The sequence below is a fragment of the Rhizobium sp. 01T444 genome (assembly GCF_056398305.1).
In genome coordinates this window covers 251,915-276,834 of the sequence record NZ_JBFTPD010000003.1, presented here as the reverse complement: position 1 = coordinate 276,834, position 24,920 = coordinate 251,915, and the positions used below count along the sequence as shown (strand labels likewise).

Here is a 24,920-nt window from a genome sequence, read left to right as displayed (position 1 = left end):
GCGGTGCGGGGAGGAGATGACCACATGAGTACAGTTGCGACCACGGATCCGGTCCTGACGTCGAAGTCTTCAACCCGCTCGTCTATTCGTGGCCGGCTGCAGGACGCTCTGCCGAAGATCGTATTGGCGCCGAGTTTCTTGATCACCGTGATCTTCGTCTATGGCTTCATCGTCTGGACGGCCTATCTCTCCTTCACCAATTCCAAGACCTTTCCATCCTATGCAATCACGGGCGCGCGTGCCTATCAGCGCCTCTGGCGCTGGACCTTCGAGAGCGATCCGCCGTCCTCGTGGTACACGTCGATCACCAATATGGGGATCTTCGGTTTCCTCTATATCTTCATCTGCCTCGGGCTCGGGCTGCTGTTGGCGATCCTTCTCGACCAGAAGATTCGCGGCGAAGGCGTGCTGCGGCCGATCTTTCTCTATCCTATGGCGCTGTCCTTCATCGTGACCGGTGTTGCCTGGAAATGGTTCCTCGATCCGGGCCTCGGCCTGGAGCAGACGCTGCATCATCTCGGCTGGACGAGCTTTCACTTCGATTGGATCAAGAACAAGGACTTCGTCATCTACACCGTCGTCATCGCCGGTGTCTGGCAGGCTTCCGGCTTCGTCATGGCGATGTTCCTCGCGGGCTTGCGGGGCATCGACGGTGAGATCATGAAAGCGGCGCAGATCGATGGCGCCACACCGTTCCAGCTCTACCGGCGCATCGTCATTCCGCTGCTGCGGCCGATCTTCCTCTCCGCCTTCATCGTGCTCGCCCATATGGCGATCAAGTCCTACGACCTCGTGGTGGCGCTGACCTCCGGCGGGCCCGGTGGCTCGGCGTGGCTGCCTTCCAATTTCATGTATGAATACACGTTTAAGCGGAATGAAATGGCTGTCGGTTCTGCAAGCGCCATCATCATGCTGATGACCATCTCGGCGATCATCGTTCCCTATCTCTATTCCGAACTGAAGGAGAAGGCGCGATGAGCAGCGTGACCTCTTCCGATATCGCGCGCACGCATGGCGGCAATGGCGGCCGCTGGATTGGCCGCGTCATCATCTACGGCCTGCTGCTGATCTTCGCCGTTCTCTACCTGATGCCGCTCTTCGTCATGCTCACCACCTCGTTCAAGACCATGGACGAGATCCAGAACGGAAATATGCTGGCGCTGCCGCAGTCACCGACGCTTGATCCCTGGCTCAAGGCCTGGGGGGAGACCTGCGTCGGTCTTACCTGTGCCGGCATCAAGGGCTATTTCTGGAACTCGATCAAGATGGTCGTGCCGGCTGTCGCGATCTCGACCGTTCTCGGCGCGCTCAACGGTTATGTGCTGACCAAGTGGCGGTTTCCCGGCGATACGCTGGTTTTCGGCCTGATGCTGTTTGCCTGCTTCATTCCGTTCCAGTCGGTGCTGCTGCCGATGGCGACCATTCTCGGCGCACTCGGCCGCTTCGGCATGACGCTTCAGAACGCGACCGGTTTCAGCTTCGGCTTCGGCAATCCGACGGTCAACCTGGTTTTCGTGCATGTCGTCTACGGTCTCGGCTTCACGACACTGTTCTTCCGCAATTTCTATGAGGCCTTTCCGACGGAACTTGTGAAGGCCGCGCAGGTCGATGGCGCGAGCTTCTTTCAGATCTTTCGCCGTATCATGCTGCCGAATTCGCTGCCGATAATCGTGGTGACGGTCATCTACCAGTTCACTAATATCTGGAACGACTTCCTCTTCGCCTCGGCCTATGCCGGTACGGGTGACTCCATGCCGATGACGGTGGCGCTCAACAACGTCGTCAATACCTCGACCGGCGTGGTCGAATATAATGTCAACATGGCTGCGGCGATGATCGCGGCCGTTCCTACGCTCATCGTCTATATCCTCGCCGGCCGCTATTTCGTGCGTGGTCTGATGGCGGGCGCCGTCAAAGGGTGATCCATGGCTTTCCTTGAAATTTCCGGTCTCAAAAAGCGCTTCGGCGCCGTCGACATTCTCAAGGGGATCGACCTGGAACTCGAAAAGGGTGGCTTCCTGGTGCTGGTCGGCCCGTCCGGCTGTGGCAAGTCCACGCTGCTCAACACCATCGCCGGGCTGGAAGCGATCACTTCGGGTGAGATCCGCATCGATGGCCGCTCCATCAACGGTTTGCACCCGTCCAAGCGCGATATCGCCATGGTATTCCAGAGCTACGCGCTCTATCCGAACATGACCGTGGCCGGCAATATCGCCTTCGGCATGGAAATTCGCGGTGTGCCGAAGGATGAGCGCGAGAAGGCGATCAAGCAGGTCTCCGACATGCTGCAGATCGGCCATCTCCTGGATCGAAAGCCTTCGCAGCTTTCCGGTGGCCAGCGGCAGCGCGTGGCAATGGGCCGCGCGCTGGTGCGCAATCCGCAAGTGTTCCTGTTCGACGAGCCGCTCTCCAACCTGGATGCGAAGCTGCGCGTCGATATGCGCACGGAAATCAAGCGCCTGCACCAGCGCATGGGAACGACGATCGTCTACGTCACKCAYGACCAGATCGAGGCGATGACGCTGGCSACGMRSATCGCGGTGMTGAAGGRCGGCGTGCTGCAGCAGTTCGGTACGCCGGCGGAAATCTACAACAGCCCGGCCAATGTCTTCGTAGCAGACTTCATGGGCTCGCCGGCGATGAACCTGCTCAACGCGACCGTCGAAAACGGCGACGGCGGCTTGCAGGTCTCGCTGGAGCGGCCCAATGCCGAGCCGTTGAAGCTACCGGTCAATTCGGGCAGTAACAGCCTTACCGGCTACGCGGGCAAGCAGGTGATCTTCGGCATTCGTCCCGAAGCATTGACGGACCCTGACGGGGCCGACCGCAAGGCGAAGTCGGTCGTTCATGGCGACTGCGCCATCGAAGTCGTGGAACCGGCCGGTTCGGATACGTTTGCCGTCACCAAGCTCGGCGGCAAGTCGGTGGTGGCGCGCCTTGGAGCGGATACCGGCATTCTGCCTGGTCAGAACACCCGCCTTGCCTTCAATCTCGACAAGGCGGTGTTCTTCGATCCTGCCAGCCAGCTCAGGATTGCATAGAGCAATTCCAGCAAAAGTGTGCAGCAGTTTTGCGTCCCGAATTGCGTGAAAACAAAGAGATAGAGCATTTCCGTAATTCGAAGAAAAACGGAAATGCTCTGTCGGCTGTCAGACGGCCGCCACCGAGAGTGTTACCGGTGCGAAGTGGCTCGCTGTCGCTTCGACGGTGATTTCGCCTGTCAAGCCGGTTGCCTCCAGCCAGAAGCCCGTCGTGCCGCCCTGGAGCGATACGGTCGTCGGACCGACAATCTTGGCAGGCCCTTTGACCGTCAGCGTTACAGCATCGTTCAGGAAGGGCAGGCGCTGGCCGCGCTGGTCGAGTGCGCGGATAATGACACGGGTCGTGTCGCGTTCGCGGGCCTTCAGCGTGGTGCTGTCGGGCACTACTTCGAGTGTGGTCGGCAGCGGATCGGCTGCCAGCATCAGTCTGGCCACGGGCTCGCCATTGATGAAGCCGGTGAATTCACCGTCGATCCATTCCAGACCCCAGCGGCCGAGTTCATCCTGGGTGAAATGGCGGTGGTCGAGCACGACGGGCGGGTGCGGCAGATGCGGATAGTTTTCGCGGTCCGGGCCGATGCGCTTGGTCAGCGAGCCGTATTTCAGCTCAACCTCGTCACAGTTGGTCAGGATGATCATCGGCAGCACGCCGCCGATGCTGCGTTCGCCGCGCGCCCAGAAGGTGACCGGCTTCATGATGATTTCATCTGAGGAGTCGCACTGGCTGGCATAGACATAGGCCGCGAATTTCGGTTCGCGGAACATGTCCATGACGCCGTGATAGCAGATGCGGTCGCCGGAGCCGAAATCCTTGTGCGTGTTGTAGTCGAACATGCACCAGCCGATCGCGCCCGAAATATCCGGATCGCCATAGGCGGCATTCAGCACTTCCAAGTGGCGGCGCACATGTTCGGCCTGGCGCTGCTCGGCATCATACATCTTGGTCGGATGCATGTGGCCGTTGAATTCGGTGATGATGTAGGGGACCTTGTAGGAGAGGCCGGTATTTTCTTGCTGGCCGCGCAGCGCCGTGCGCGGGCGGTTGGCACCCGGCAGTTCCTCATTGCCCAGGATGAAGTCGTTCATCGTATAGACGTCTTCCAGAAGCTCGCTTTCGGTCAGGTAGCGAACGCCGCCAGTCTGGCGCGTGGAATCGAGCTCATGGGCCAGCCGGTTGGTCGCAGTATAGAAGTCGTGGCTGTCGAGCGACTCGTTGATGCGCACGCCCCAGATGATGATCGAGGGGTGATTCCAGTCGCGCTCGATCATGCGGCGAACGTTTTCGATGGACTCTCTCTGCCAATCGAGATCGCCGATATGCTGCCAGCCGGGGATTTCTTCGAAGACGAGCAGGCCGATGCGATCGCACTGGTCGAGGAACCATTTCGACTGCGGATAGTGCGAAGTGCGCACGATATTGCACTTCAGCACTTTTTTCATGATGTCGGCGTCACGCTCCTGTGCGGAGCGGCCGGCTGCATAACCGATATAGGGATAGGCCTGATGGCGGTTGAGGCCCTGAAGTTTCACGGACCGGCCGTTGAGCAGGAAGCCTTCCGGCGTGAATTTGGCGGTGCGGAAGCCGAAATGGGCGGATGCCCTGTCCGAGCCATGTTCGGTTCTGAGATCGACGACAACTTCGTAGAGCGCCGGGTTTGACAGGTCCCACAGTTCGATGCCGGTCAGTCCGCCGAACGAGAGCGTCGTCACGGAGCCAATCGTTTCACCGGCAGCACTTGCGAGCACGATACCATCGGCACCCTTCAGCGAGGCCGTAACGGTCGCGGCATAGGTCAGGCTCTGTGGATTGGCGACATCAACGCGGACCGTGGCCGACTTCATGTCGGACAGAACGTCATGTGTCTCGATCTTGAGATTGCGGATGGAGACTTTGTCGGTGACCTTCAGCCAGACGTCGCGATAGATGCCGGCATAGGTGAGGTAGTCGATGCGACCGCCGAAGGGCGGGATGGCGGGGTTCTCGCTACCGTCAATCTTGACGGTGATCAGGTTCTCGCCCTTGATGAGTTTGCCGGTCAGGCGGGCTTCGAAGGGCGTATAGCCGTCCTTATGGGCAATGATCTCTTCGCCGTTCAGATAGACGACACTGTCGGCCATGGCACCATCGAAGAGGATGGAGACTTCGCGGCCTTCGAATTCCGGCAGCCAGCGCAGCGCCTTCTGATAGGTGAAGGCGCGCTGATAGCGCTTCTCGTCGAAATAGTTGAAGGGCAGCTCGACGGCCGTATGCGGCAGGCTGACCATATGGTCGCCGTCGAAAGCCTCGGTCAGGCGCTGGCCAAAGCCTTCGTGGAAGCTCCAGGATTCATTGAGGGAAACGACGGAACGCATCTCAGGCTCTCCGGCAGGCGGCAGGGGAGAGGCGGCGCCTGGCAGCAGCGCGTGAAAGGGTGATCATCGATATTCCTCCTCGATGCTAATGACTGGAGCCGTCCCCTCAGGCGGTCGAACCCCAGCGGGGTGTGCAGGCAAGCGTAATGCTGTGCGGGCCTTCATCGCCGGCCTCATGGCGTTCGATCACCTCGACGACCGCGTCCATGAAGGCCACGTGGTCGAGGCTCAGCGTCGTCAGGTCGTTGCAGTCCCAGGCGGCCATGGCAATGCCATCCTGGCCGACGATGGCGATATCCTCAGGCGTATTCTTTCCAAGCACGCGGCGGGCGGCATCGCGCGCGCCGATCGCCATCACGTCGTTGCCGCAGATGATGGCATCGACCTTGGAACGGTGCAGCAGCAGGACGGCCTCCTTGAAGCCGGAATCGTAGGAATAGTCGCCGAAGGCTTCCGCTTCGAAGGCAAGGCCGTGACGCGCCAGAGCGTCGGCAAACCACTTGCGGCGCAGCTTGTCGATCCAGCTCGACTTGGTGCCGGAGAGATAGGCGAAGCGCCGTTTGCCGTCGCCGACGATCTTGTCGATGATCTCGCCGGCGCCGCCGGCGCCGTCAATGCGGATGTTGGAGACATCCTCGTTTTCCAACGGCTCGAAGGAAACGATAATCGGCTTCGTCGTGTGGAAGATGTCGACGGCGTCCTGCATCGACACCATGTCGGAGAAGATGACGACGTGATCCACCTGGTAGGTCGAGGCAAGCCGCATGAGCTGCAGCCGATCCGAATGATCGGCGCAGCAGAGAATGATGGGCAGGAGCTGGCGGGCCTGCAGGCGATGGACGAGAAGCTGCTGCTCCTCGGCCTCGCAGGGGTTGCCGATGGCGTTGACGACGAGCGCGACAAGACGCGAACGCTGGTTGTTCAGCGAACGGGCGATCGCATTCGGCTGATAGCCATATTCACGGGCAACGGCGAGGATGCGGTCACGCGTGGCGCTGCCGATCCTGGAATCCGGCGAGAAAGCCCTCGATATCGTCGCGGAGGAGACACCGGCGAGTTTCGCCAGTTCCTTCGAGGTGATCCGCCGTCTGTTCGTTCCGCTCATCGTCTTGCGCCTATGCGGTGATCCTGACGGGTACGCCGTCGGCCGCTGCCGATTCCTTGATTGCATCCCAGAGCCTAGCGAATCTGAGACCCATTTCAACGGAGCCGGAGTTTTCCATCGTTCCGGCGCGGATGGCGAGGAAATTCTTCATCGGATTGCCGAGAATCTCGGCCTCTTCGCGCGGTTCGCTGGTACGGCCAACGCTGATTTCGCGCCAGCCACCCCAGGCGTCGATACGCACGATCGCCTTCGAATAGAAGAAGGTGATGTAGGAGGCGCAGCCGGGAGGGCCTTCGCCGGCGGCAGTCAGGGTCGCCAGCGCGCCGTTCTTCAGCCGGGCGGAGACGGCGGTGGCGATATCGACCTTTTTGCCATGATTGTTCATATAAGCGGAGACGCTGTCGAAATCGGAATTGCCGAGCAGGCAGACGGTGTTCATCATGTGCGCGCCGGTATCGAACATGAAGCCGCCGCCGGAGATTTCCGGCTGCTGCTTCCAGTGCCCGTCATAGTTCGAAGACCAGCTTTCCCAGATCATTCCGGAGATGGCGATCAATTCACCGAATTCGCCTGATAGCGCGCGTTTGCGGGTGTCGAGTACCAACGGAGACAGGCCGCCCTGGAAGGCGGTGACGATTGTCACGCCGCTCTTCTTCTGTGCCGCGATCAGCGTCTCGGCCTCGGCGACCGTGGTCACCATCGGCTTTTCAAGGAAGAGATCGAGGCCGGCTTCGGCGACGGCCGTCGCCTGCTCGGCATGGGAAGCGTGCGGGGTCGAGACATAGATGATGTCGAGTTCGTCGCGGCGTTTTGTGAGCAGATCCCGGTAATCGGCGAAGCCCTTCGGCTCCGGCGCGCCGGCCGCCGTGCAGACGTCAATCAGCCGCTTGCGGGAGGTCTCGCTGGTGTCAGCAAGCGCTACGAATTCAATTTCCGGCATCTTCGCCCAGCTCTCTGCATATTCAGCCGCTTTCAAGCCGGCGCCGATGACGCCGAGGCGCAATTTCTGAGACATCGAAATCCTCCCTGATATCGTTGTGCAAACGATTACACAAACGGTGCATTTGATGCAAGTCATAAATAATACAGTAAAATCAATTAGATAATTTTGCGGCGATAAAGGATTTAAAAATCATCTTGTCAGTATTCAGAATGCGTGTACATTTTCCTCACCGGTGCTGGAGGGCGCCGTGGCTCGAAAAAAGGGAGGACTTCCGTTGAAGAAGACGGTTATCGGTGGCCTGTGCGCCATCCTGCTCAGCGCGGTTTCGACGCTGGCGCATGCTGAAACAATTCGTATCGCCAATCACGGTCAGGCCGGCATCGACGCGATGAAGTCGACCGTTGAGCGGATCGAGAAAAAATACGGCGTAACGGTCGAGGTTGTCGAATATCCGGCGCCGGACAAAGACTATCTCACCAAGCTTCTGACCGAGCTCGGTGCCGGCAATGCACCCGATCTCTTCTCCATCCCGACGACGGCTGCCGTCGCCGATATGGTTGAAGCCGGCTACCTCGCTCCTGTGACCGCCGAATTCAAAGCTTGGGACGGCTACGCGAACTTCTATGACGTTGCCAAGCAGCTCGCCGTCAGCCCTGACGGAGAAACCTATGTGATGCCGTTCATGCTCGGCATCCAGGAAATCTATTTCCGCAAGGACGTTCTCGAAAAGGCCGGCATTTCCACGGAACAGCCGAAGACCTGGCAGGAGCTCCTCGACCGCGCCGCCGAGGTGAAGCAGAAGACCGGTTCCTACGGCTTGCTCTTCCCGGCCGGTGTTTCCTGGGGCAGCGGCGCCTTCGACGAAGGCTTCCAGCACCTGCTCGTCGGCTCCAAGACGCCGCAGCTGGTCGATGCTGACGGCAAGCTCGATCTCAACGGCGAAGGCGTAAAGGATGTCTTCGATGTCTACAAGACGCTGATCGACAAGGATCTGATGCCGGTGCAGCCGCTGCTCGGACCGGAGCCCTGGGTCGTGCCGAAGTATGAGATGTTCCCGGCCGGCAAGCTTGCCGCCACCACCTGCGGTTCCTGGTGCTACATCTTCGACTGGGGTCGCGAGAGCAAGAACCCGATCCCTGACGTGACCAAGATCGTCGGCACCTGGACCGTTCCGGGCCAGAGCGGCGGCCAGTATGTGCTTGCCAACCTCGCCGCTCCGTGGGCCGTCAACTCCAAGTCGGCCAATGTGGACCTGGCCAAGAAGGCGCTGATGGAAATCGGCTCGGTCGAAACGCAGGTTTCCTATGCCGCCCGCATCGGCAACATTCCGGCCAGCAAGGATGCTGCCAAGGATCCTGAATTCCAGAAGCTGACGGAACTGGTTCCGATCCATGCTGCTGCCGGAAACGGCGTCTTCCTGAAACAGGCTTCCGGCTTCGGCACGGTTGCCGAGGGTGTGGCACGCGCCACCGAAGCCCTACTGCGCAAGGAGACCGACGCTGCCGGCGCCCAGAAGATCCTTGTCGACTACGTCAAGGAAACGCTCGGCGACGACATGGTCAAGTAAGCCGCTGATATCTTTCTCCCGCCCAGGACGGGGACGCGGCATGATCGCCGCGTCTTCCCGCTTTCATTCGATAAGCCGGATTCATTCGATAAGGTTGTGAGCTTCAATGGCCCGAAACTCTCATGAAAAGCGAACCGAGCGCCAACTCCTGCTGGTTCTGCTGCCGTCGCTGATCCTGCTTCTGGCCTTCGTGATCTATCCCGCTCTCTATTCCGTCTATCTGAGCTTCACCAATGAGGCGCTGACGGGGGCTGCGGCGCTGCGGCCGCGCTTCGTCGGCATCCGCAACTACACGCGTCTGCTCAACGATGCGAAGTTCTGGAACTCGCTGTTCGTTACCTTCGTCTTCGTCATGGGTTCGGCCGTCATCGGGCAGTTCGTGCTCGGGCTGATCTCGGCGATAGCGCTGCGCCGGCCGATCCGGTTCCGGCAATTTTTCTCCTCGATCATTCTGCTGCCGAATGCTGCCCCCGAAGTCGTTGCCGGTTTCATGTGGATCTCGATGCTTGCCGGCGGCGAGCATGCCACGCTGTCGCGCATCGTCGCCTTTTTCGGCATCGATCCTGCCGACTGGCTGAATGCCTTTCCGCTGTCGATGATCATCATCGTCAATACCTGGCGCGGTATTGCGACAGCGATGATCCTGCTGACGGCCGGCCTCAGCACTATTCCCTCCGAGATCTACGAGGCGGCGCGCATGGATGGCGCAACACCCTCGCAGATGTTCCGCCGCATCACCCTGCCGCTGATGATGCCGACGATCCTGCTCTACATGCTGATCTCGGCCGTCTCCACCATTGCCGTCTTCGGCCTCGTCTATGCGCTGACGCGCGGCGGGCCTGGCGGAGCTACGGAGGTGGTCAGCATCTATATCTATAACCAGTCGTTTACGGCCTTCCAGCTCGGTTACGGCGCTGCGGTCGCGGTCGTCGCGCTCCTCATCTCGCTGGTCCTGGGCATCGGCTATGTGCGCGCCATGAAAGTGGAGGTCTGACATGGCCGTTATTTCTCCGAGCGAAGGGGCTAACAAGACCCGCTCCGACGTGCTTGCCTATGCAACGCTGTCGATCATCTCGATCTTCTGCGCCGTGCCCTTCTTCTGGGTGCTGCTTGCCTCCTTCGACGGCAATGCACAGCTCTTCCTGCGCTGGCCGGAGCAGTGGACGCTCGCAAACTATGTGCGTGTCTTCACCAAGGAAGACGGGGCGAAATGGCTGTTCAACTCGCTCTTCGTGGTCGGCGGCGCGACGCTTATCGTCATGGTTCTGGCGGGGCTCGGCGGTTATGCGCTGTCGCGCACGCGGGCCTGGTGGAAGCTGCCGTTCCTCTACGCGATCCTGCTGATCCGCGTGCTGCCGCCGACGGCACTCGTCGTGCCGCTCTACAAGTTCCTGCTGACGCTGAACAATGCGGAAGGCGCGATTCTCAGGCCGATCTTCGGCAGCTATGCCCGCGATATCATGCGGTGGACCGGGTTCATCGACGGCTATCTCGGCATCATGCTGGTGCTTGCCACCATGCAGCTGCCGCTGGGGCTCTGGATCATGAAGACCTTCTTCGACGGCCTGCCGCGCGACTATGAGGAAGCGGCCGTCATGGATGGCGCGACGATGATGCAGCGCATCCGCCGCGTCCTGATCCCGCTTGCGATGCCCGGGCTTGCGGCTGCCGGCCTCTTTGCCTTCATGTCGGCCTGGGGCGATTTCCTGCTGCCGCTGATCTTCCTGTCGTCGCCGGAGCTGCAGACGCTGCCGCTCGGTCTCTTCCGCGCCTTCCTGCGTATCAACGAGATCGATTACGGCCTGCTGACGGCTCTCGCCTTCATTTACCTGCTGCCGGCCGTCGTCGCCTTCGGCTTTGCGCGGCGCTTCCTCGTCCAGACCTTCGCGGGCGGTGTGAAGGGCTGAGATCAAGAAAGAGAAACGAATGATCAATCTCAGAAACGTTCGCAAATTCTACGGCGCGCTCGAAGTCATCAAGGGCGTCGATATCACAGTGGAAGACGGCGAATTCGCCGTGTTCGTCGGCCCGTCCGGCTGCGGCAAGTCCACGCTGTTGCGCATGATCGCCGGCCTCGAAGGTATCGACGAGGGCGATCTGGTGCTGAACGGCCAGCGCATCAACGATGTGCCGCCAGATAAGCGCGGCATCGCCATGGTGTTCCAGTCCTACGCGCTCTATCCGCATATGACGGTCGCGGAAAATATCGGCTTTTCGCTGAGCCTCAAGAAGGTGCCGGAAGCCGAAATCAAGAAGCAGGTCGAGGGCGTCGCCGAAATCCTGCAGCTGACCGACTATCTCAACCGCAAGCCGGCAGCCCTTTCCGGCGGCCAGCGCCAGCGCGTAGCGATCGGCCGCGCCATCATCAAGAAGCCGTCGCTGATCCTGTTCGACGAGCCGCTGTCGAACCTCGATTCGGCACTGCGCGTGCAGATGCGCGCCGAGCTGCAACGCCTGCATCGCGAGCTGAAGGCAACCGTCGTCTATGTGACGCACGATCAGGTCGAGGCGATGACGATGGCCGATCGCATCGTGGTGCTTAACAAGGGCGTCGTCGCCCAGCAGGGCGCGCCGATGGAGCTGTATCACCAGCCGGAAAACGAGTTCGTCGCGACCTTTATCGGCTCGCCGAAAATGAATGTGCTGCCGATGACGGCGACGCGTCGGAATGCCGGCAAGGTGCATCTGGAAAGCCCGCTCGGCCTTGCCATCGATCTCTCGGATGCCAATGGCGCCGTGCCGCAGGGCGAGGCGAAACTCGGCATCCGGCCGGAGCATCTGAAGCTCGCACCGCAGGGGCAGGGCGATTTTTCGGCCGAGGTCGTCATCGTCGAGCGGCTCGGCGTCGAGACCTATCTGACGGTCGGTTCGCAGCAGCAGCCGATCGTCGTGCGCACCGAGGGCGACATGACCATCCGTCCCGGCGATCGTGTGTCGCTGACGGCAGAGCGCGCCGGTTGCCATCTGTTTGATTCCGCCGGCCGGGTCATCCGGTCGGCGACCGCCTGAACTATTAGGGCTTGAAACATCGAGGCCCAGAACATCGAGGAATAGCATGACAATCAAGGTCACGATCTGGAACGAAGGACGCCACGAACGGGTCCACAAGGAAGTTCAGGATATCTATCCTGATCGTATCGACGGCGCGATCGCCGCCGGTATCGCCCATCCCGATTTCGAGATCCGCCGCGGCACGCTCGACGATCCGGATGAAGGCCTGCCGGATTCCGTGCTCAACGATACCGACGTGCTGCTCTGGTGGGGTCACATGGCGCATGAGGAGGTCAGCGACGGGCTGATCGACCGCGTCCAGCAGCGGGTGCTGAAGGGCATGGGCCTGCTGGTCCTGCATTCCGGCCATCACTCCAAGCTCTTCCGCCGGTTGATGGGCACCAATGCCAACCTCTCCTGGCGCGAAACACCGGAAGGTGATCTGGAACGCGTCTGGGTGGTCAATCCCTCGCATCCGATTGCAGAGGGCTTGCCGCCCTATTTCGAGGTCAATGCCTCGGAAATGTATGGCGAGCCCTTCGACATTCCGCAGCCGGACGAGCTGGTCTTCATCTCCTGGTATTCCGGCGGCGAAGTGTTCCGCAGCGGCTGCACCTTCCAGCGCGGCCGCGGGCGTATCTTCTTCTTCAGCCCCGGCCATGAGACCTATCCGATCTATCACGACAAGACCGTGCACAAGGTCATCTCGAACGGCATCCGCTGGGCGCAGCAGAAGCACACGGATGGCCGCGTCCTCGAAAACTGGCACCGCAAGGAGCCGCTGCATGGCCGGCCGGACAAGGTGAAGGCTTAAATAGTTCCTCCGCGGGGGCTGGGGTCATGATGGCTTCGGCCTCCGCGAGGGGTAAACGATGGAGGCAGAAATGCAGACTGTTTCGATGAAGGCTGATGGAGATGCCTTTCTCAGCAAGGCATTCTGGGTTTCCATCCATCGCGATCTGCCGCAGCGGCTCGATACGCTGGCGAGGCTTGCCGCCGAGCGGCCCGATGTCTTCGCCTTCGAAAGCAGCCAGAAGATTGCCGAGCGCTGCAATGTCTCGCAGACCAGCGTCATCCGCTTTGCGCATCATCTCGGCTTTGACGGTTTTGCCGAGATGAAGCAGGTTTTCCAACAAGGTCTCAGGGCCGCAGTCCGCAAAGGATAGGTTTACGGGTACTGCGCGCCGTTCGTCGTCGTATAGATCGAATAGAGCGATTGCGTCGCGGTGATGAAGAGGCGGTTCTTCTTCGGGCCGCCGAAGGTGATGTTGGAGACGGTCTGCGGCACCTTGATCTTGCCGATCAGCGTGCCGTCAGGCGCAAAGCAGTGCACGCCGTCGGCCGCACTCGTCCAGAGATTTCCGGAGACATCGAAACGGAAACCATCCGGCACGCCGCTGTCGATCGAGCAGAAATAGCGGCTGTTTGTCAGCTTGCGGCTATCCACGACATCGAAGACGCGGATATGGCGTGGGACTTCGTGATTGGAGGAGCCGGAATCGGCGATGAAGAGCTGGCGTTCGTCGGGCGAGAAGGCGAGGCCGTTCGGCTGGATGAAATCGGTGACGACGGCTTCGATCTCGCCGGTTGCGGCGTCGATGCGGTAGACGTTGCGGCTTTCCTGCTCTTCCGGAGATTTGTGGCCTTCGTAGTCTGACATGATGCCGTAGCTTGGATCGGTAAACCAGATCGACCCGTCGGATTTGACCACGACGTCGTTCGGCGAATTCAGCCGTTTGCCGTTGTAGCTGTCGGCAAGAACGGTAATGCGTCCATCAGGCTCAGTGCGGGTCACACGGCGTCCGCCGTGCTCGCAGGAAACGAGACGGCCTTGCCGGTCACGGGTATTGCCGTTGACGTAGTTGGAAGGCGAGCGGAATACGGAGACTGTTCCATCCGGCACCCAGCGCATCATGCGCTCGTTCGGAATGTCGCTCCAAAGAAGGCAGTTCAGATCGGAAAACCAGACCGGACCCTCGGCCCAGCGGCAGCCTCTGTACAGTTCTTCCAGTACCGCGCTACCGGCGATCAGCGCCCGTGAATTTTCAAAGCGCGGCAACAGGATGCGGCGAACCGTCATAGGCGCCCCAGATCGACTGATCGAAGCAGATGACGGAGCCGGTCATGAGGCCGGATTCGGCTGACGAGAGATAGGCGCAGGCGCGAGCCACTTCTTCCGGGTCGACAAGCCGGCCGAAAGGCTGACTTGCGGCGGCCTTGGTGAGCCAGTCATCCGAAGCCTTGTGAAACTCTCTCTGGATGCGGTCTTCGCCCTCGGAAGCCATCCAGCCGATATTCAGGCCATTGACGCGGATGCGGTTACGCAGCAGCGCATAGGCAGTGTTCTTGGTCAGCGTTTCCAGCGCACCCTTGGAGGCGCAATAGGCGGCGATGAAGGGCTGGCCGGCCTTGGCGGACATGGAGCCGATATTGACGATGGTGCCTTCGATCTTCTCGCGACGCATAACCTTGACCGCTTCCTGCATGAGGAAGAAGGGGGCGCGGACATTGACCGCGAACATGGCATCGAAGAGCTCGGGGCTGGTATCGAGGATCGTGCCGCGGTCGGTGATGGCAGCGGCATTGACCAGAGCATCGACGCGGCCGAAGGTCTGATCACAGACATGGACGACATTTTGCGCGTCCTCGACCTTGCCGAGATCGGCCTTGACGTAGACTGCCTTCGCGCCTGTCTTTGACGAAATCTCCTCGGCTTTCGCCTTGCCCTTGGCCTCGTTGCGGCCGCAGATGACGATGCCCTTGGCGCCGCGTTCGGCAAAGAGGCGGGCGATGGTGGCGCCGAGGCCCTGTGTGCCGCCGGTGACGATGGCGATCTTGCCGTCGAGGCGGGCGTAATCCGTGCTCATGTGTCTTTTCCTCCTGATATGCGAATGGCCCCTTACCGGCGGTAAGGGGCTCTGGGATGATGGTGTTGTGATGGCCGTGTCAGCTCAGCTTCCTGGCTGCCTGTTCGGCAAGTGCCTCGGTGAAGGTGTGGTCGCTCCAGTTTTCGGCGAGGGCCTCGTGCATCAGCTGGGCCTGTGTCTTCGGCGCGAGGCCGCCGAGCGGCGGGTCGCGGTCGAGATTGGTCGGGAAGGAATAGCCCTCCGCGCAGGAGGCGACGGCGTTGGCGATCTCGCCTGCCGAAAGCTTGCCCTTCAGCGCCTTGAGGGCAGGGAACAGTTTTGCGCTCATGCGCTCGCGATTGACGGTTTCCATCGCCCGGCCGAATGCAGAGGAGACCTGCAGCAGGTTCGCCACACGCTTGACATCCTTCGAGCGGTTCGTGCCGGCGGCATGGAAGAGGGCGGGATTGAAGAAGACGACATCGCCCTTTTCCAGCGGCAGCTGGATATGGTTCTGGTCGAAGTAATCCTTGAATTCCTGGCGCTTGAGGGCGAGGTAGCCCGGCTGATAGGTCTGGCTGTGCGGCAGGAAAAGCGTCGGGCCGCTTTCGAGCGGCATGTCGCAATGAGCAACCGCGCCCTGCAGCGTCAGCACCGGCGAGAGGCGGTGAACATGCGCGGGGAACTGCTCGATCACCTTGGATGACTGGAAGCCGAGGTGATAGTCGCGGTGGGCCGATTGTGCGGCACCACCGGGGTTCACGCGGTTGACCTGCGCCGTCATCTGATAATGTGGGCCAAGCCATGCCTCGCTTGCCAGCGCCACGATGGCATTGCCGTAGTAGCGGGCGAAATTCTCAGGATCGGCCAGGCAGTGTTTTTCCAGCGAGTTCCAGATGCGGTCGTTGGCGCCCGGCTTGGCGAAATGGTCGCCGCCGCCGGTCGAGGTGCGGTGCTGCTCCTCGATGATCTCGTCGAAGATCACGCTCGCCCGGTCAATGACCCCGGTGTCTTCGTAGGCATGTTTGAAGACGACCACGCCGGGGCCGATGCCGAAGGCCTCGCAGATTTCGGCGAGAATGGCGCTACGGCCTTCCGGCGTCGATACCGCCTCGATCACCTTAGGGCTGTCATAGATCAGCACGTTCTTCTCGACGGCTGAGGCCGTCGGATAGTCGGCAAGGATAGTGGTCTTTTCGGCGAGCGCACGGAAATCGTCGAGATCGCAGGCGTCCTCTGTCAGCCAGACGCGGTCGGCGCGCAGTTTTTGCGGGTCGTCGGTTTTCATCGGGTGATCCTCCATTTCCGATGGATGGACTATACGCCGCTGACGATCCTGATATAGATCAGGAATCCATCAAAAATCCATCAGAACGCCGGGGTATGACTGCGGCATGGCCCATCCCTTTCTCGTCAAGGATATCGCTTTCCAGGCCGGGCTCAGCACGGCGACCGTCGACCGGGTGCTGAACGGCCGGCCGGGTGTCAGGCGGCAGACCGAGATGCGGGTCAAGGCGGCGATCGCCGAGCTCGAGAAACAGGCGGGCGCCGATGTGGCCGGCCGCAAGCTCACCATCGATATCGTCATGGAGACGCCTGACAGGTTCAGCACGGCGGTGCGGGCAGCTTTCGAAGCAGAGGTCGCGACATTCCTGCCGACCATCTTCCGCTGCCGGTTTCATTTTGCCGAAGTGATGCGGGCGGCGGAACTGGTGCAGCTTCTCGATCGTATCCGGCTGCGCGGTACGCATGGCATCGTGCTGAAGGCGCCCGATGTGCCCGATATCGTCGCGGCCGTCGCAAGGCTCGATGCTGTCGATATTCCGGTCGTCACCCTCGTCACTGATCTGCCGAATTCGGCGCGCTCCGCCTATGCCGGCGCCGATAACCGGGCGGCCGGCGGGACGGCCGCCTATCTCATCGGCCGGCTCATCGGGGCTTCCGGCGGCAAGGCGCTGGTTACGCTGTCGAGCGGCCGGTTCCGCGGCGAGGAGGAGCGGGAGATCGGCTTTCGCCAGGTGATCCGAGGCCATTATCCGTCGATCGGCATTATCGAGGTGAGCGAAGGGCATGGCACAGATGCTGCGACCGGCACGCTCGTTGCTGCCGCCCTTGCGGAAGATGCTGCAATCAACGCCGTCTATTCGGTCGGCGGCGGTAATCGCGCGGTGCTTGCGGCCTTCGAGGCAGCGGGCCGGCCGGTCTCGATTTTCGTGGCGCATGATCTCGATGCCGACAACCGCGCTCTGCTTGCCGAACGGCGGATCGATTTCGTGCTGCATCACGATCTGAGGACAGATGCGCGTTCGGCCTTTCGCGCCATCATGGCCCGCACTATCCCTGCCGGCAGGACGGCGCAGGCGGCGTTTTCGGCCGTCGAAATCGTCACGCCCTACAATATGCCGGCTCTGCAATAGTCTGTTCGGGTTGATTGTCTTTCCATCGGCGGCAGATTCACGCTACAGCTTGGTGATAATGAGGAGCGCGCATGGACTATAGCGACGTCAGCACAATTGCGGCTTGGGTGACGGAACAGGGCCTGAATGGCGTGTCTGAAGCGGAGTTGCTGATCGGCTTTTGYCAGGCCTGCCGCAAGGCCGGCATGCGGCTCGATCGTGCCATGGCGCTGATGGATACGCTTCATCCTGTCCATGAAGGCCGGGCCTTCCGCTGGGACAATTCAGAGGCCTTCGAAGGTGAGTTCGAATACGGACCTTCGAGCGAAGGTCAGGGACTGGATACCTGGCGTCGCTCGGCTTTCTATCATCTCTGGACAACAGGCACCAAAGAGGTGCGACGGAGAATAGGATTCGGCGATCCGACTGATTTCATCATGCTGGAACAGATCCATGCGTCGGGCCATACCGATTATGTCGCCATGGCGCATCGCTTCGCTGAGGCCGGCACGATCGGCGAGATGGACTGTTTCTTCTCGCACTTTTCCACCAAGCATCCCGAAGGCTTCTCGGAGCATGATCTCGCCATCCTGCGCAAGCTGGTGCCGGTGCTGGGGCTCGCGATCAAATGCGTGGCGCTTGCCCGCATCGCCCGCACCATCGCCGAGGTCTATCTCGGCGAGGATGCGGCGCGCCAGGTCATGGAGGGCAAGATCTCGCGCGGTAAATCCGAGCGGATCTCGGCCGCTCTCTGGTTTTCCGATCTGCTGAACTACACGAAGATCTCAGACAATTCCGCCCCGGAAGAGATCATCCCGTTGCTCAACGAATATAGCGAGGTGGTGATCACCGCGATCCATGAGGCCGGCGGCAATGTGCTGAAGCTGATCGGCGACGGCGTGCTCGCCATCTTCAAGGGCGAGGATCCGGCGCAAAGCTGTTCTGCGGCCCTGCAGGCGGAGCGTCTGCTGCGGCAGAAGCTTGCGGCGCTGAACGCGGCGCGCGAGGTGGACCGGCGGCCGACGACCGATGTCTATATCGGCCTGCATATCGGCGATGTCTTCTACGGTAATATCGGCAGCCAGGACCGCCTTGATTTCACGGTCATCGGCCCGGCCGTCAACGAGGTGAGCCGCATTGCCTCGATCTGCCGTTCGGTCGATCTCAACGTGCTGATGTCGTCGGATTTCGAAGCGGCGATCCCCGAGGCGGAGCGCAATCTTCTCGCCTGTATCGGCCGCTATGCTCTGCGCGGCGTCAAGCGCCCGCAATTGCTTTACACGCTGGAAAGCGCGCGGCTGAACGGTTGAGCAGCAAGATCCATCAGCGCTCAGGGCCTGCATAGGATGCATAGGATGCATAGGCACTTTCCGACGCTTTCTAGGAAATGTCAGATTCCTTGTCATGTGAATGTCTGACATTTCTCCGCGTAGGTAGGAAAAAACCTATGCAAGCTATGCATCCTATGCGCACTGCCGATGATTCGGTCGGCCGGAGGCATAGGCGACTCGAATTCATTGCCCGAGCGATGGACCGGATCCGTTGCGGATCGTTTCACATTTTCGCACGACAGGCTTCAAGCTTAGGCAGGATCTGCGAGGCTTCAGTGCCTGCATAGGCTGCCGGGGCTGCATAGGCACTTCCCCACGCTTTCTAGGAAATGTTGGATTATCTATCTGTCATGTGAATGACTGACATTTTCCCACGTACGTCCAAAAATGCCTATGCAGTCTCTGCAGCCTATGCACATGGTGGATGACCTAATCCTGCTCTGACCAAAAGGCTCTAACGCAGCAATCCCTGTCCGCCGYCGATCCAGACGGGCGTGCCGGTAATATGCCTGGCGCGTTCGGAGGCGAGGAAGAGGATCGTTTCGGCGACATCCTCGCTTGATCCCGCCCTGCCGCCGGTGATGGGGATTTCGCCTTCCGGCCAGATGACGGGCACTTCGGTTTCCTCGCGATGGCGCGATGTGGTGTTGGAGGAAATGCTGGTGTCGATCGCGCCGGGGCAGACGGCGTTGACGCGGATGCCGTGTTTGCCGAGCTCCAGCGCCAGTTGCTGCACCATGGCGACCTGGCCGGCCTTGGTGGCGGTATAGGCCGTGGCGCCCGGCGTCGTGAAGGTGCGTGTGCCGTTGATCGAGGAGACGACGATGATCGAGCCGCCGTTCATCTTCAGATAAGGGACGGTCAGATGCAGGGTTAGATAAGTGCCGCGCAGGTTCACGGCCATAGTCTGATCCCACTCGTCGGGCTTGAGGTCGTCGATCGGCGCCCAGACGCCGTTAATGCCGGCATTGGCGACGACGATGTCGATGCCGCCGAGGCTTTCGGTCGTCCTGTCGATGGCCTTGCGCATCTGCGCTTCATCGCTGGTATCGGCGGTCAGTTCGATCGCTTGGCCGCCGGCGGCGACGATTTCTTTGCAGGTCTGTTGCACTTCGCTTTCGGTGCGGCTCAGCACCGCCACCTTTGCGCCTTCTGCCGCGAGCTTCAATGCGGTTGCCTTGCCGATGCCCGAGCCTGCGCCGGTCACCAATGCGATCTTTCCCTGCAACTCCATGAGCCGCTCCTCTTTGCGGTTGCCGGTAAAGGCAATGATCGGGGCGGCTCTTGGTTCCGGAGCGTGTGGCGTTGAGGACTATTTCAGGAGGCTATGGCGAAGCGCCCACTTTTCCGGTCCGTGAACGGCGGCGAAGAGCAGGCCCGCTAGGAAACTGAAGTGATCGACGAAGAAGCCGAACTCGGCCTGATTCTGCTGCCAAAGCGACGGGCCATGAAAGGAAAAGGCGAGGAAGATCACGTAAATGCCTGCGAGCAGGCTTGCCTCGCTGAAGAAGGCGCCTGTGATGAAGGCGAGCGCCAGCGCGATCTCGAAGAAGGCGGCGATCCAGGTGAAGAATGTCGCCGCCGGAAAGCCGGCCGCGGTGATATAGGCTGCCGTCGCGCCGATATCGGCAAACTTGAAGCCGGCAGCCATGAAAAAGATGAAGCTGAAGATGATGCGGGCAATGATGATTGCGATTGCTCTGGCCATTGTGAAATCTCCTCTTTGAGCTTCCACTATGACGGGTGAAGCGCCCGATATCCGACAGGGCGAATGAAAAAGGACCGCTTTCGCGGCCCTTCTGATTACCATTCGGCGAAGCTGCCATCTTCGTGGCGCCAGATCGGGTTGCGCCAGCGGTGGCCTTCCTTGGCGCGCTCGATGACATAGGCTTCGTCCACTTCGATGCCGAGGCCAGGGCCTTGCGGAATGGAGACGAAACCATCGGCATACTGGAAGACTTCCTTGTTGGAGATGTAGTCCAGGATGTCGTTGCCCTTGTTGTAGTGGATGCCGAGACTCTGCTCCTGAATGAAGGCATTGTAGGAGATGGCGTCGACCTGCAGGCAGGCGGCGAGCGCGATGGGACCGAGCGGGCAATGCGGAGCGAGCGCCACATCATAGGCTTCGGCCATGGCGGCGATCTTGCGGCATTCGGTGATGCCGCCGGCATGGGAAAGATCGGGCTGGATGATATCGACATAGCCGTCGGAGAGAACCGACTTGAAGTCCCAGCGGGAATAGAGGCGTTCGCCGAGCGCGATCGGTGTCGAGCAATGATTGGCGATTTCCTTCAGGGTTTCGCGATGCTCTGAGAGGACCGGTTCCTCAATGAACATCAGCTTGTAGGGCTCGAGTTCCTTGGCGAGAACCTTGGCCATCGGCTTGTGCACACGGCCGTGGAAATCGACGCCGATGCCGATATGCGGGCCGATCGCCTCGCGGATGGTGGCGATGGTTTCGACCGCCTTGTCGATCTTCTCGTTGGTGTCGACGATCTGCATTTCTTCGCAGCCGTTGAGCTTGATCGCCTTGAAGCCGCGGGCAACGACGTCCTTGGCGTTGCGGGCGACGTCGGAGGGGCGGTCGCCGCCGATCCAGGAATAGACCTTGATGCGGTCGCGCACCTGTCCGCCAAGCAGCGAATGGATCGGCTGGCCGAGTGCCTTGCCTTTGATGTCCCAGAGCGCCTGGTCGATGCCAGAGATTGCCGACATGTGGATGGCGCCGCCGCGGTAGAAGCCCCCGCGATACATGACTGTCCAGTGGTCTTCGATCAGGAAGGGGTCCTTGCCAACAAGATAATCGGCGAGCTCGTGAACAGCGGCCTCGACGGTTAGAGCACGACCTTCGACGACCGGCTCGCCCCAGCCGACGACGCCCTCATCGGTTTCGATTTTCAGAAACAGCCAGCGCGGCGGGACGATGTAAGTGGTCAGTTTGGTGATCTTCATGGAAATCGTGCTCTCGTTTCGCTTCGTGTTCCCATCAGCGGCCGAGCCGCCGATATTGTTCTGAGTTCTGTTATTTCGTCATTTCGTTATCTCGTTCGGCCGGCGGCGGTCAGGTCGCGTTTGGCGAGGTCGAGAATTCGGTTGACGCAATCGCGTGCGCCTGCGGAGTCCCGTAGACGCAGTGCCTCGACCACCTTGCCATGCAGGGCAAGCGCCTCGCGGTGATCAGGCATGGCGAGATTCGAGGCGTGGAGCGCAAATTTCAGGGCGGCATGGATGGCGCTGGCGAGGCGATGGAAGACCTGGTTATGGCTCGCCTTGAGAAGCACCGTATGGAAGAGGAGATCCGCCTCGGTAAAGGCTTCGGAATCGTCGCTCGCCGACTGCATACGCTGCCAGGCATCGTCGAGATTGGCGATCTCCTGAGCGGTCGCGCGGCTTGCAGCATATTCGGCGGCAGCCGGCTCGATGGTGCGGCGGGCTTCAAGAATGCTGGCAAGCAAGTCGAAATCGCGCAGATGCGGTCCCATCCATTCCAGCACATCCTGATCGAGGATATTCCACTCATCCTTGTCGCAGACGGTGGTGCCGATGCGCGGCTTGCCGCGCACAAGTCCCTTGGATTCCAGAACCTTCAGGGATTCGCGGATGACGGTGCGGCTGACGCCATGGAGTTCGCAGAGATCGTTTTCGCGCGGCAGCAGCGTACCGACGGCATAGCGGTTGGCGCAGATATCTTCAGCAATCGCCGCCGTGACATTACGGCGAACGCGCGGCCGGCGCTCGGGCGCCGAACTCTTCTCGTCGCGTCTTGCTGCAGGCTGCATCGAAAGGCTCCTCGTGACCGGTCTTTTAAAGCAATCATCATACATAAACAATGCTCTTGTATGATGATTGGCATTCAATCTGGTGTCGTCTTCCGCGGATAGAGGACTATATTGCCGGTCGTAAGGGCAGAGTGTCCTTCGCGGTGGAGCGGCGCAACGCTTCGAAAATCAATCGAAACAGGAGGACGGCATGCAGATCAATCGTACAGCTTCGGCCCAGTGGTCAGGTGGTCTCAAGGACGGCAAGGGGCAGATCTCGACCCAGAGCGGCGCGTTGAGCAATTATCCCTACGGCTTCGCAAGCCGCTTCGAAGGCATTGCCGGCACCAACCCGGAAGAGCTTATCGGCGCTGCCCATGCAGGCTGCTTTACCATGGCGCTGTCGCTGATCCTCGGCGAAGCCGGCCTCAAGGCTGACCATATGGAAACGTCGGCCAAGGTGACGCTGGAGAGCGTCGAAGGCGGTTTTGCCATCACCGCCATCCACCTGTCTCTGTCGGGCAGCATTCCCGGCGCCGACCAGGCGAAGTTCGAAGAACTTGCCGGCATGGCGAAGGCTGGTTGCCCGGTTTCCAAGGCACTTTCTGCCGTTCCTATCACGCTCGACGTCAAGCTCGTCTGATCTTTCAAACCTGTTTTCGTTGCTATGCCGCAGCTGCCCAGGCTGCGGCATTTTTGTTTGCATCGCAAAATCATTGACAAATGAAGGATGATATTTTACGACTGACGAAATTCAAAATTCGTCAGTCGTTAGTATCGGGCCTGAAACCATGAATGACATCGCGGAAAATACGCTGGACGTCACACGGCAGGAAAATATCACCCGCATCCTGGATGCGGCCGAGCGGCTTTTCCGCCACTACGGCTATTCCAAGACGACCGTCGCGGATGTGGCCCGCGACCTTGGCATGTCGCCTGCCAATATCTACCGTTTCTTCGCCTCCAAGGTTGAGATCCACCAGGCGATCTGCGGACGCATGCTGGCGATGAGCTATGAGCTTGCAGCCAATATCTGCGATCAGAAGATCAGCGCTCCCGACCGGCTGCGCCAGTTCGTGCGCAGCCAGTATCAGCTGACGCTCGACACCATGCTCGATCAGCAGAAAGTGCATGAGATGGTGATCGTCGCGATCGAACGCGACTGGCATGTCATCGAGAAGCACATCGACTCCATTCACGCATTGATTGCCGACGTTATCCGCGACGGCATCGCTGCCGGTGAATTCGCCGACCAGGACCCCGAGGTCGCCTCCCGCTGCTTCGGAGCGGCGACCATCAATCTCTGTCACCCGCAAATGGTTGCCCAATGTCTTGCCAAGACAAACCGGGCGACCGTGGACGAACTGATCGAATTTGCGATCAGGGCACTCAGAAAATAAGCGCGGCAAAGACCGTCAAGAAAAACCCGAAACGATCAGGAGTGCGAAAGATGTTTTCGCTCAAGACCTTCAGCAACCGCGTGCCGTCCGTCATGAGCCTCGCGCTCCTTAGCGCGGTCGGGCTCGGCGTCGCCGGCTGCACGGAAGAAAAGGCAGAGGTCAAGGACGTTATCCGTCCGGTCAAGGTGGTCGAAATCGCCAAGGCCGGCGATACCCGTACGCTGGATTATTCCGGATCGGTAAGGGCGCGCACGGAAATGAACCTCGGCTTCCGCGTCGCCGGCAAGATCACCGAGCGTCTCGTCGATATCGGCGAACAGGTGAAGCCGGGTGACGTTCTCGCACGGATCGACTCGACCGACTACCAGCTTGCGGTGAAGACTGCCGACGCCAATCTCGCCGCTGCCGAAAAAGCCGTCGAGACCGCTGATCTCGTCAACCGCCGCGCCGAGCAGCTGTTCGACAAGAATGTCGCGCCGAAATCCCAGGTCGAGCAGGCTTCGCTCAGCCATGACCAGGCGATTTCGAGCCGGGATGCTGCGGCTTCCGCGCTCGACCAGGCGAAGAACCAGGTGAGCTATACGGAACTCAAGGCGGACCACAGCGGTATCGTCACCACCATCAATGCCGATGTCGGACAGGTCGTGGGATCCGGCACGCCCGTCGTTGCCGTTGCCGTCGATGGCGAGAAGGAAGTGCAGATCGCGGTGCCGGAAAACGATATCGCCCAGTTCAAGCCCGGCAAAACCGTGAAGGCGAGCTTCTGGTCCGATGACAAGCTGGTGCTTGATGGCACCGTTCGCGAGGTCGCGGGCAGCGCCGACCAGCAGTCGCGCACCTTCGCTGTGCGTGTCAGCCTGCCGAACGACCCGCGCGTGCTGCTCGGCATGACGGCGACGATCGAGGCCGATGTCAGCAACAGCGATACCTATGTCTCCATTCCGCTCAGCGCGCTGGCGCAGAAGGACGGCAAGAAGGTCGTTTGGACCGTCGATCGCGGGACAGCGACCGTACACTCCCGTGGCATCGAGGTCGCCGATTTCACTGGTGATGGCGTGCGCGTAACCAATGGGCTCGACAATGGCGATCTCGTCGTTGCCGCTGGTACCCAATTCATGAGCGAAAACCTGAAGGTCAAGCTTCCCGATCAGCAATCGGCTTCGGCCGAAACGGACGCAGCCGTCCGCTGA

The 24,920-nt window shown here is 60.5% G+C and carries 24 protein-coding genes; 14 read left to right on the top strand and 10 right to left on the bottom strand.

All coding sequences use genetic code 11. From position 1 onward, the window contains the following. Positions 1-24 precede the first annotated feature (24 nt). The 3 genes from AC1DTN_RS06845 to AC1DTN_RS06835 are packed head-to-tail and all read left to right on the top strand — an operon-like array spanning position 25 to position 3,041. Positions 25-978, top strand: a complete 954-nt coding sequence (locus tag AC1DTN_RS06845; protein WP_439016673.1) for a carbohydrate ABC transporter permease — start codon at positions 25-27, stop codon at positions 976-978. Then, positions 975-1,922, top strand: coding sequence for a carbohydrate ABC transporter permease (locus AC1DTN_RS06840; protein WP_439016672.1), 948 nt, complete (start codon positions 975-977; stop codon positions 1,920-1,922). Before AC1DTN_RS06845 ends, AC1DTN_RS06840 begins: the two co-directional genes overlap by 4 nt. Positions 1,923-1,925: 3 nt before the next feature. Then, positions 1,926-3,041, top strand: coding sequence for an ABC transporter ATP-binding protein (locus AC1DTN_RS06835; protein WP_477920177.1), 1,116 nt, complete (start codon positions 1,926-1,928; stop codon positions 3,039-3,041). Positions 3,042-3,149: 108 nt separating this feature from the next. Here the strand turns inward: AC1DTN_RS06835 and AC1DTN_RS06830 are convergent, their stop codons facing one another. The 3 genes from AC1DTN_RS06830 to AC1DTN_RS06820 form a co-directional block, all read right to left on the bottom strand. After that, complete coding sequence (locus AC1DTN_RS06830) at positions 3,150-5,393, bottom strand: glycoside hydrolase family 2 protein (protein ID WP_477920176.1); 2,244 nt, start codon at positions 5,391-5,393, stop codon at positions 3,150-3,152. A 106-nt stretch (positions 5,394-5,499) separates the two neighbouring features. Further along, positions 5,500-6,498 (bottom strand): LacI family DNA-binding transcriptional regulator, encoded by a 999-nt coding sequence (locus AC1DTN_RS06825; RefSeq protein WP_477920174.1) that lies wholly within the window; start codon positions 6,496-6,498, stop codon positions 5,500-5,502. A 10-nt stretch (positions 6,499-6,508) separates the two neighbouring features. Continuing rightward, the gene (locus AC1DTN_RS06820; protein WP_477920172.1) at positions 6,509-7,513 is read right to left on the bottom strand and encodes a Gfo/Idh/MocA family protein; all 1,005 of its coding nucleotides are present in this window, start codon (positions 7,511-7,513) and stop codon (positions 6,509-6,511) included. A gap of 202 nt (positions 7,514-7,715) precedes the next feature. Between AC1DTN_RS06820 and AC1DTN_RS06815 the strand changes: the two genes are divergently transcribed. The 6 genes from AC1DTN_RS06815 (at position 7,716) to AC1DTN_RS06790 (ending at position 13,165) form a co-directional block, all read left to right on the top strand. Beyond that, entirely contained in the window at positions 7,716-9,008 is a 1,293-nt protein-coding gene (locus tag AC1DTN_RS06815; protein ID WP_477920170.1) for an ABC transporter substrate-binding protein, read from the top strand. A 106-nt stretch (positions 9,009-9,114) separates the two neighbouring features. Beyond that, positions 9,115-10,002 (top strand): carbohydrate ABC transporter permease, encoded by an 888-nt coding sequence (locus AC1DTN_RS06810; RefSeq protein ID WP_477920169.1) that lies wholly within the window; start codon positions 9,115-9,117, stop codon positions 10,000-10,002. Between the two features lies 1 nt (position 10,003). After that, positions 10,004-10,915: a carbohydrate ABC transporter permease gene (locus tag AC1DTN_RS06805; RefSeq protein ID WP_477920167.1), complete on the top strand. Its 912-nt coding sequence runs from the start codon at positions 10,004-10,006 to the stop codon at positions 10,913-10,915. Positions 10,916-10,934: 19 nt separating this feature from the next. After that, positions 10,935-12,017, top strand: coding sequence for an ABC transporter ATP-binding protein (locus AC1DTN_RS06800; RefSeq protein ID WP_439016664.1), 1,083 nt, complete (start codon positions 10,935-10,937; stop codon positions 12,015-12,017). 46 nt (positions 12,018-12,063) lie between these two features. Next, positions 12,064-12,813, top strand: a complete 750-nt coding sequence (locus tag AC1DTN_RS06795) for a ThuA domain-containing protein (RefSeq protein WP_477920165.1) — start codon at positions 12,064-12,066, stop codon at positions 12,811-12,813. A 70-nt stretch (positions 12,814-12,883) separates the two neighbouring features. Continuing rightward, positions 12,884-13,165 (top strand): MurR/RpiR family transcriptional regulator, encoded by a 282-nt coding sequence (locus tag AC1DTN_RS06790; protein WP_439016663.1) that lies wholly within the window; start codon positions 12,884-12,886, stop codon positions 13,163-13,165. Positions 13,166-13,167: 2 nt separating this feature from the next. On the opposite strand, the gene AC1DTN_RS06785 is transcribed toward AC1DTN_RS06790, so the two are convergent. The 3 genes from AC1DTN_RS06785 to AC1DTN_RS06775 form a co-directional block, all read right to left on the bottom strand. After that, positions 13,168-14,079 (bottom strand): SMP-30/gluconolactonase/LRE family protein, encoded by a 912-nt coding sequence (locus AC1DTN_RS06785; protein WP_477920163.1) that lies wholly within the window; start codon positions 14,077-14,079, stop codon positions 13,168-13,170. Then, complete coding sequence (locus tag AC1DTN_RS06780) at positions 14,045-14,866, bottom strand: SDR family oxidoreductase (RefSeq protein WP_439016661.1); 822 nt, start codon at positions 14,864-14,866, stop codon at positions 14,045-14,047. The genes AC1DTN_RS06785 and AC1DTN_RS06780 overlap by 35 nt, the downstream gene beginning before the upstream one ends. Before the next feature lie 79 nt (positions 14,867-14,945). Further along, complete coding sequence (locus AC1DTN_RS06775) at positions 14,946-16,133, bottom strand: phytanoyl-CoA dioxygenase family protein (protein WP_439016660.1); 1,188 nt, start codon at positions 16,131-16,133, stop codon at positions 14,946-14,948. A gap of 106 nt (positions 16,134-16,239) precedes the next feature. Here AC1DTN_RS06775 and AC1DTN_RS06770 point away from each other — a divergent pair, with 106 nt between their 5' ends. Together AC1DTN_RS06770 and AC1DTN_RS06765 are read left to right on the top strand one after the other, a co-directional pair. Continuing rightward, complete coding sequence (locus tag AC1DTN_RS06770) at positions 16,240-17,262, top strand: LacI family DNA-binding transcriptional regulator (protein ID WP_439016659.1); 1,023 nt, start codon at positions 16,240-16,242, stop codon at positions 17,260-17,262. A 71-nt stretch (positions 17,263-17,333) separates the two neighbouring features. Further along, a complete protein-coding gene (locus AC1DTN_RS06765) occupies positions 17,334-18,551 on the top strand; it encodes an adenylate/guanylate cyclase domain-containing protein (RefSeq protein WP_477920160.1) in 1,218 nt (405 codons plus the stop codon). Positions 18,552-19,026: 475 nt separating this feature from the next. Here the strand turns inward: AC1DTN_RS06765 and AC1DTN_RS06760 are convergent, their stop codons facing one another. The 4 genes from AC1DTN_RS06760 to AC1DTN_RS06745 all read right to left on the bottom strand — a co-directional run bounded on the left by AC1DTN_RS06760 (position 19,027) and on the right by AC1DTN_RS06745 (position 22,351). Further along, on the bottom strand, positions 19,027-19,806 hold the full coding sequence (locus AC1DTN_RS06760; protein ID WP_477920158.1) for an SDR family oxidoreductase: 780 nt from the start codon (positions 19,804-19,806) through the stop codon (positions 19,027-19,029). Positions 19,807-19,884: 78 nt separating this feature from the next. Then, positions 19,885-20,280, bottom strand: a complete 396-nt coding sequence (locus AC1DTN_RS06755) for a DoxX family protein (protein ID WP_477920157.1) — start codon at positions 20,278-20,280, stop codon at positions 19,885-19,887. Between the two features lie 95 nt (positions 20,281-20,375). After that, positions 20,376-21,524 carry a galactonate dehydratase gene (gene dgoD, locus AC1DTN_RS06750; protein WP_477920156.1) on the bottom strand — a complete coding sequence of 383 codons (1,149 nt, stop codon included), beginning with the start codon at positions 21,522-21,524 and terminating at the stop codon, positions 20,376-20,378. 86 nt (positions 21,525-21,610) lie between these two features. Beyond that, positions 21,611-22,351 carry a FadR/GntR family transcriptional regulator gene (locus AC1DTN_RS06745; RefSeq protein ID WP_477920155.1) on the bottom strand — a complete coding sequence of 247 codons (741 nt, stop codon included), beginning with the start codon at positions 22,349-22,351 and terminating at the stop codon, positions 21,611-21,613. Positions 22,352-22,541: 190 nt separating this feature from the next. On the opposite strand from AC1DTN_RS06745, the gene AC1DTN_RS06740 reads away from it, so the two are divergent. The 3 genes from AC1DTN_RS06740 to AC1DTN_RS06730 all read left to right on the top strand — a co-directional run bounded on the left by AC1DTN_RS06740 (position 22,542) and on the right by AC1DTN_RS06730 (position 24,920). Continuing rightward, positions 22,542-22,973 (top strand): OsmC family protein, encoded by a 432-nt coding sequence (locus AC1DTN_RS06740; protein ID WP_113320446.1) that lies wholly within the window; start codon positions 22,542-22,544, stop codon positions 22,971-22,973. A 148-nt stretch (positions 22,974-23,121) separates the two neighbouring features. Further along, positions 23,122-23,730, top strand: a complete 609-nt coding sequence (locus AC1DTN_RS06735) for a TetR/AcrR family transcriptional regulator (protein WP_439016654.1) — start codon at positions 23,122-23,124, stop codon at positions 23,728-23,730. A 50-nt stretch (positions 23,731-23,780) separates the two neighbouring features. Further along, a complete protein-coding gene (locus AC1DTN_RS06730) occupies positions 23,781-24,920 on the top strand; it encodes an efflux RND transporter periplasmic adaptor subunit (RefSeq protein WP_477920152.1) in 1,140 nt (379 codons plus the stop codon).

What these genes read in the sequence shown, in the direction of transcription:
- AC1DTN_RS06845 (WP_439016673.1), top strand. Translation starts at nt 25, where the DNA reads ATGAGTACAGTTGCGACCACGGATCCGGTCCTGACGTCGAAGTCTTCA.
- AC1DTN_RS06840 (WP_439016672.1), top strand. Translation starts at nt 975, where the DNA reads ATGAGCAGCGTGACCTCTTCCGATATCGCGCGCACGCATGGCGGCAAT.
- AC1DTN_RS06830 (WP_477920176.1), bottom strand. Translation starts at nt 5,393, where the DNA reads ATGCGTTCCGTCGTTTCCCTCAATGAATCCTGGAGCTTCCACGAAGGC.
- AC1DTN_RS06825 (WP_477920174.1), bottom strand. Translation starts at nt 6,498, where the DNA reads ATGAGCGGAACGAACAGACGGCGGATCACCTCGAAGGAACTGGCGAAA.
- AC1DTN_RS06820 (WP_477920172.1), bottom strand. Translation starts at nt 7,513, where the DNA reads ATGTCTCAGAAATTGCGCCTCGGCGTCATCGGCGCCGGCTTGAAAGCG.
- AC1DTN_RS06810 (WP_477920169.1), top strand. Translation starts at nt 9,115, where the DNA reads ATGGCCCGAAACTCTCATGAAAAGCGAACCGAGCGCCAACTCCTGCTG.
- AC1DTN_RS06805 (WP_477920167.1), top strand. Translation starts at nt 10,004, where the DNA reads ATGGCCGTTATTTCTCCGAGCGAAGGGGCTAACAAGACCCGCTCCGAC.
- AC1DTN_RS06800 (WP_439016664.1), top strand. Translation starts at nt 10,935, where the DNA reads ATGATCAATCTCAGAAACGTTCGCAAATTCTACGGCGCGCTCGAAGTC.
- AC1DTN_RS06795 (WP_477920165.1), top strand. Translation starts at nt 12,064, where the DNA reads ATGACAATCAAGGTCACGATCTGGAACGAAGGACGCCACGAACGGGTC.
- AC1DTN_RS06790 (WP_439016663.1), top strand. Translation starts at nt 12,884, where the DNA reads ATGCAGACTGTTTCGATGAAGGCTGATGGAGATGCCTTTCTCAGCAAG.
- AC1DTN_RS06785 (WP_477920163.1), bottom strand. Translation starts at nt 14,079, where the DNA reads ATGACGGTTCGCCGCATCCTGTTGCCGCGCTTTGAAAATTCACGGGCG.
- AC1DTN_RS06780 (WP_439016661.1), bottom strand. Translation starts at nt 14,866, where the DNA reads ATGAGCACGGATTACGCCCGCCTCGACGGCAAGATCGCCATCGTCACC.
- AC1DTN_RS06775 (WP_439016660.1), bottom strand. Translation starts at nt 16,133, where the DNA reads ATGAAAACCGACGACCCGCAAAAACTGCGCGCCGACCGCGTCTGGCTG.
- AC1DTN_RS06770 (WP_439016659.1), top strand. Translation starts at nt 16,240, where the DNA reads ATGGCCCATCCCTTTCTCGTCAAGGATATCGCTTTCCAGGCCGGGCTC.
- AC1DTN_RS06755 (WP_477920157.1), bottom strand. Translation starts at nt 20,280, where the DNA reads ATGGCCAGAGCAATCGCAATCATCATTGCCCGCATCATCTTCAGCTTC.
- dgoD (WP_477920156.1), bottom strand. Translation starts at nt 21,524, where the DNA reads ATGAAGATCACCAAACTGACCACTTACATCGTCCCGCCGCGCTGGCTG.
- AC1DTN_RS06745 (WP_477920155.1), bottom strand. Translation starts at nt 22,351, where the DNA reads ATGCAGCCTGCAGCAAGACGCGACGAGAAGAGTTCGGCGCCCGAGCGC.
- AC1DTN_RS06740 (WP_113320446.1), top strand. Translation starts at nt 22,542, where the DNA reads ATGCAGATCAATCGTACAGCTTCGGCCCAGTGGTCAGGTGGTCTCAAG.
- AC1DTN_RS06735 (WP_439016654.1), top strand. Translation starts at nt 23,122, where the DNA reads ATGAATGACATCGCGGAAAATACGCTGGACGTCACACGGCAGGAAAAT.
- AC1DTN_RS06730 (WP_477920152.1), top strand. Translation starts at nt 23,781, where the DNA reads ATGTTTTCGCTCAAGACCTTCAGCAACCGCGTGCCGTCCGTCATGAGC.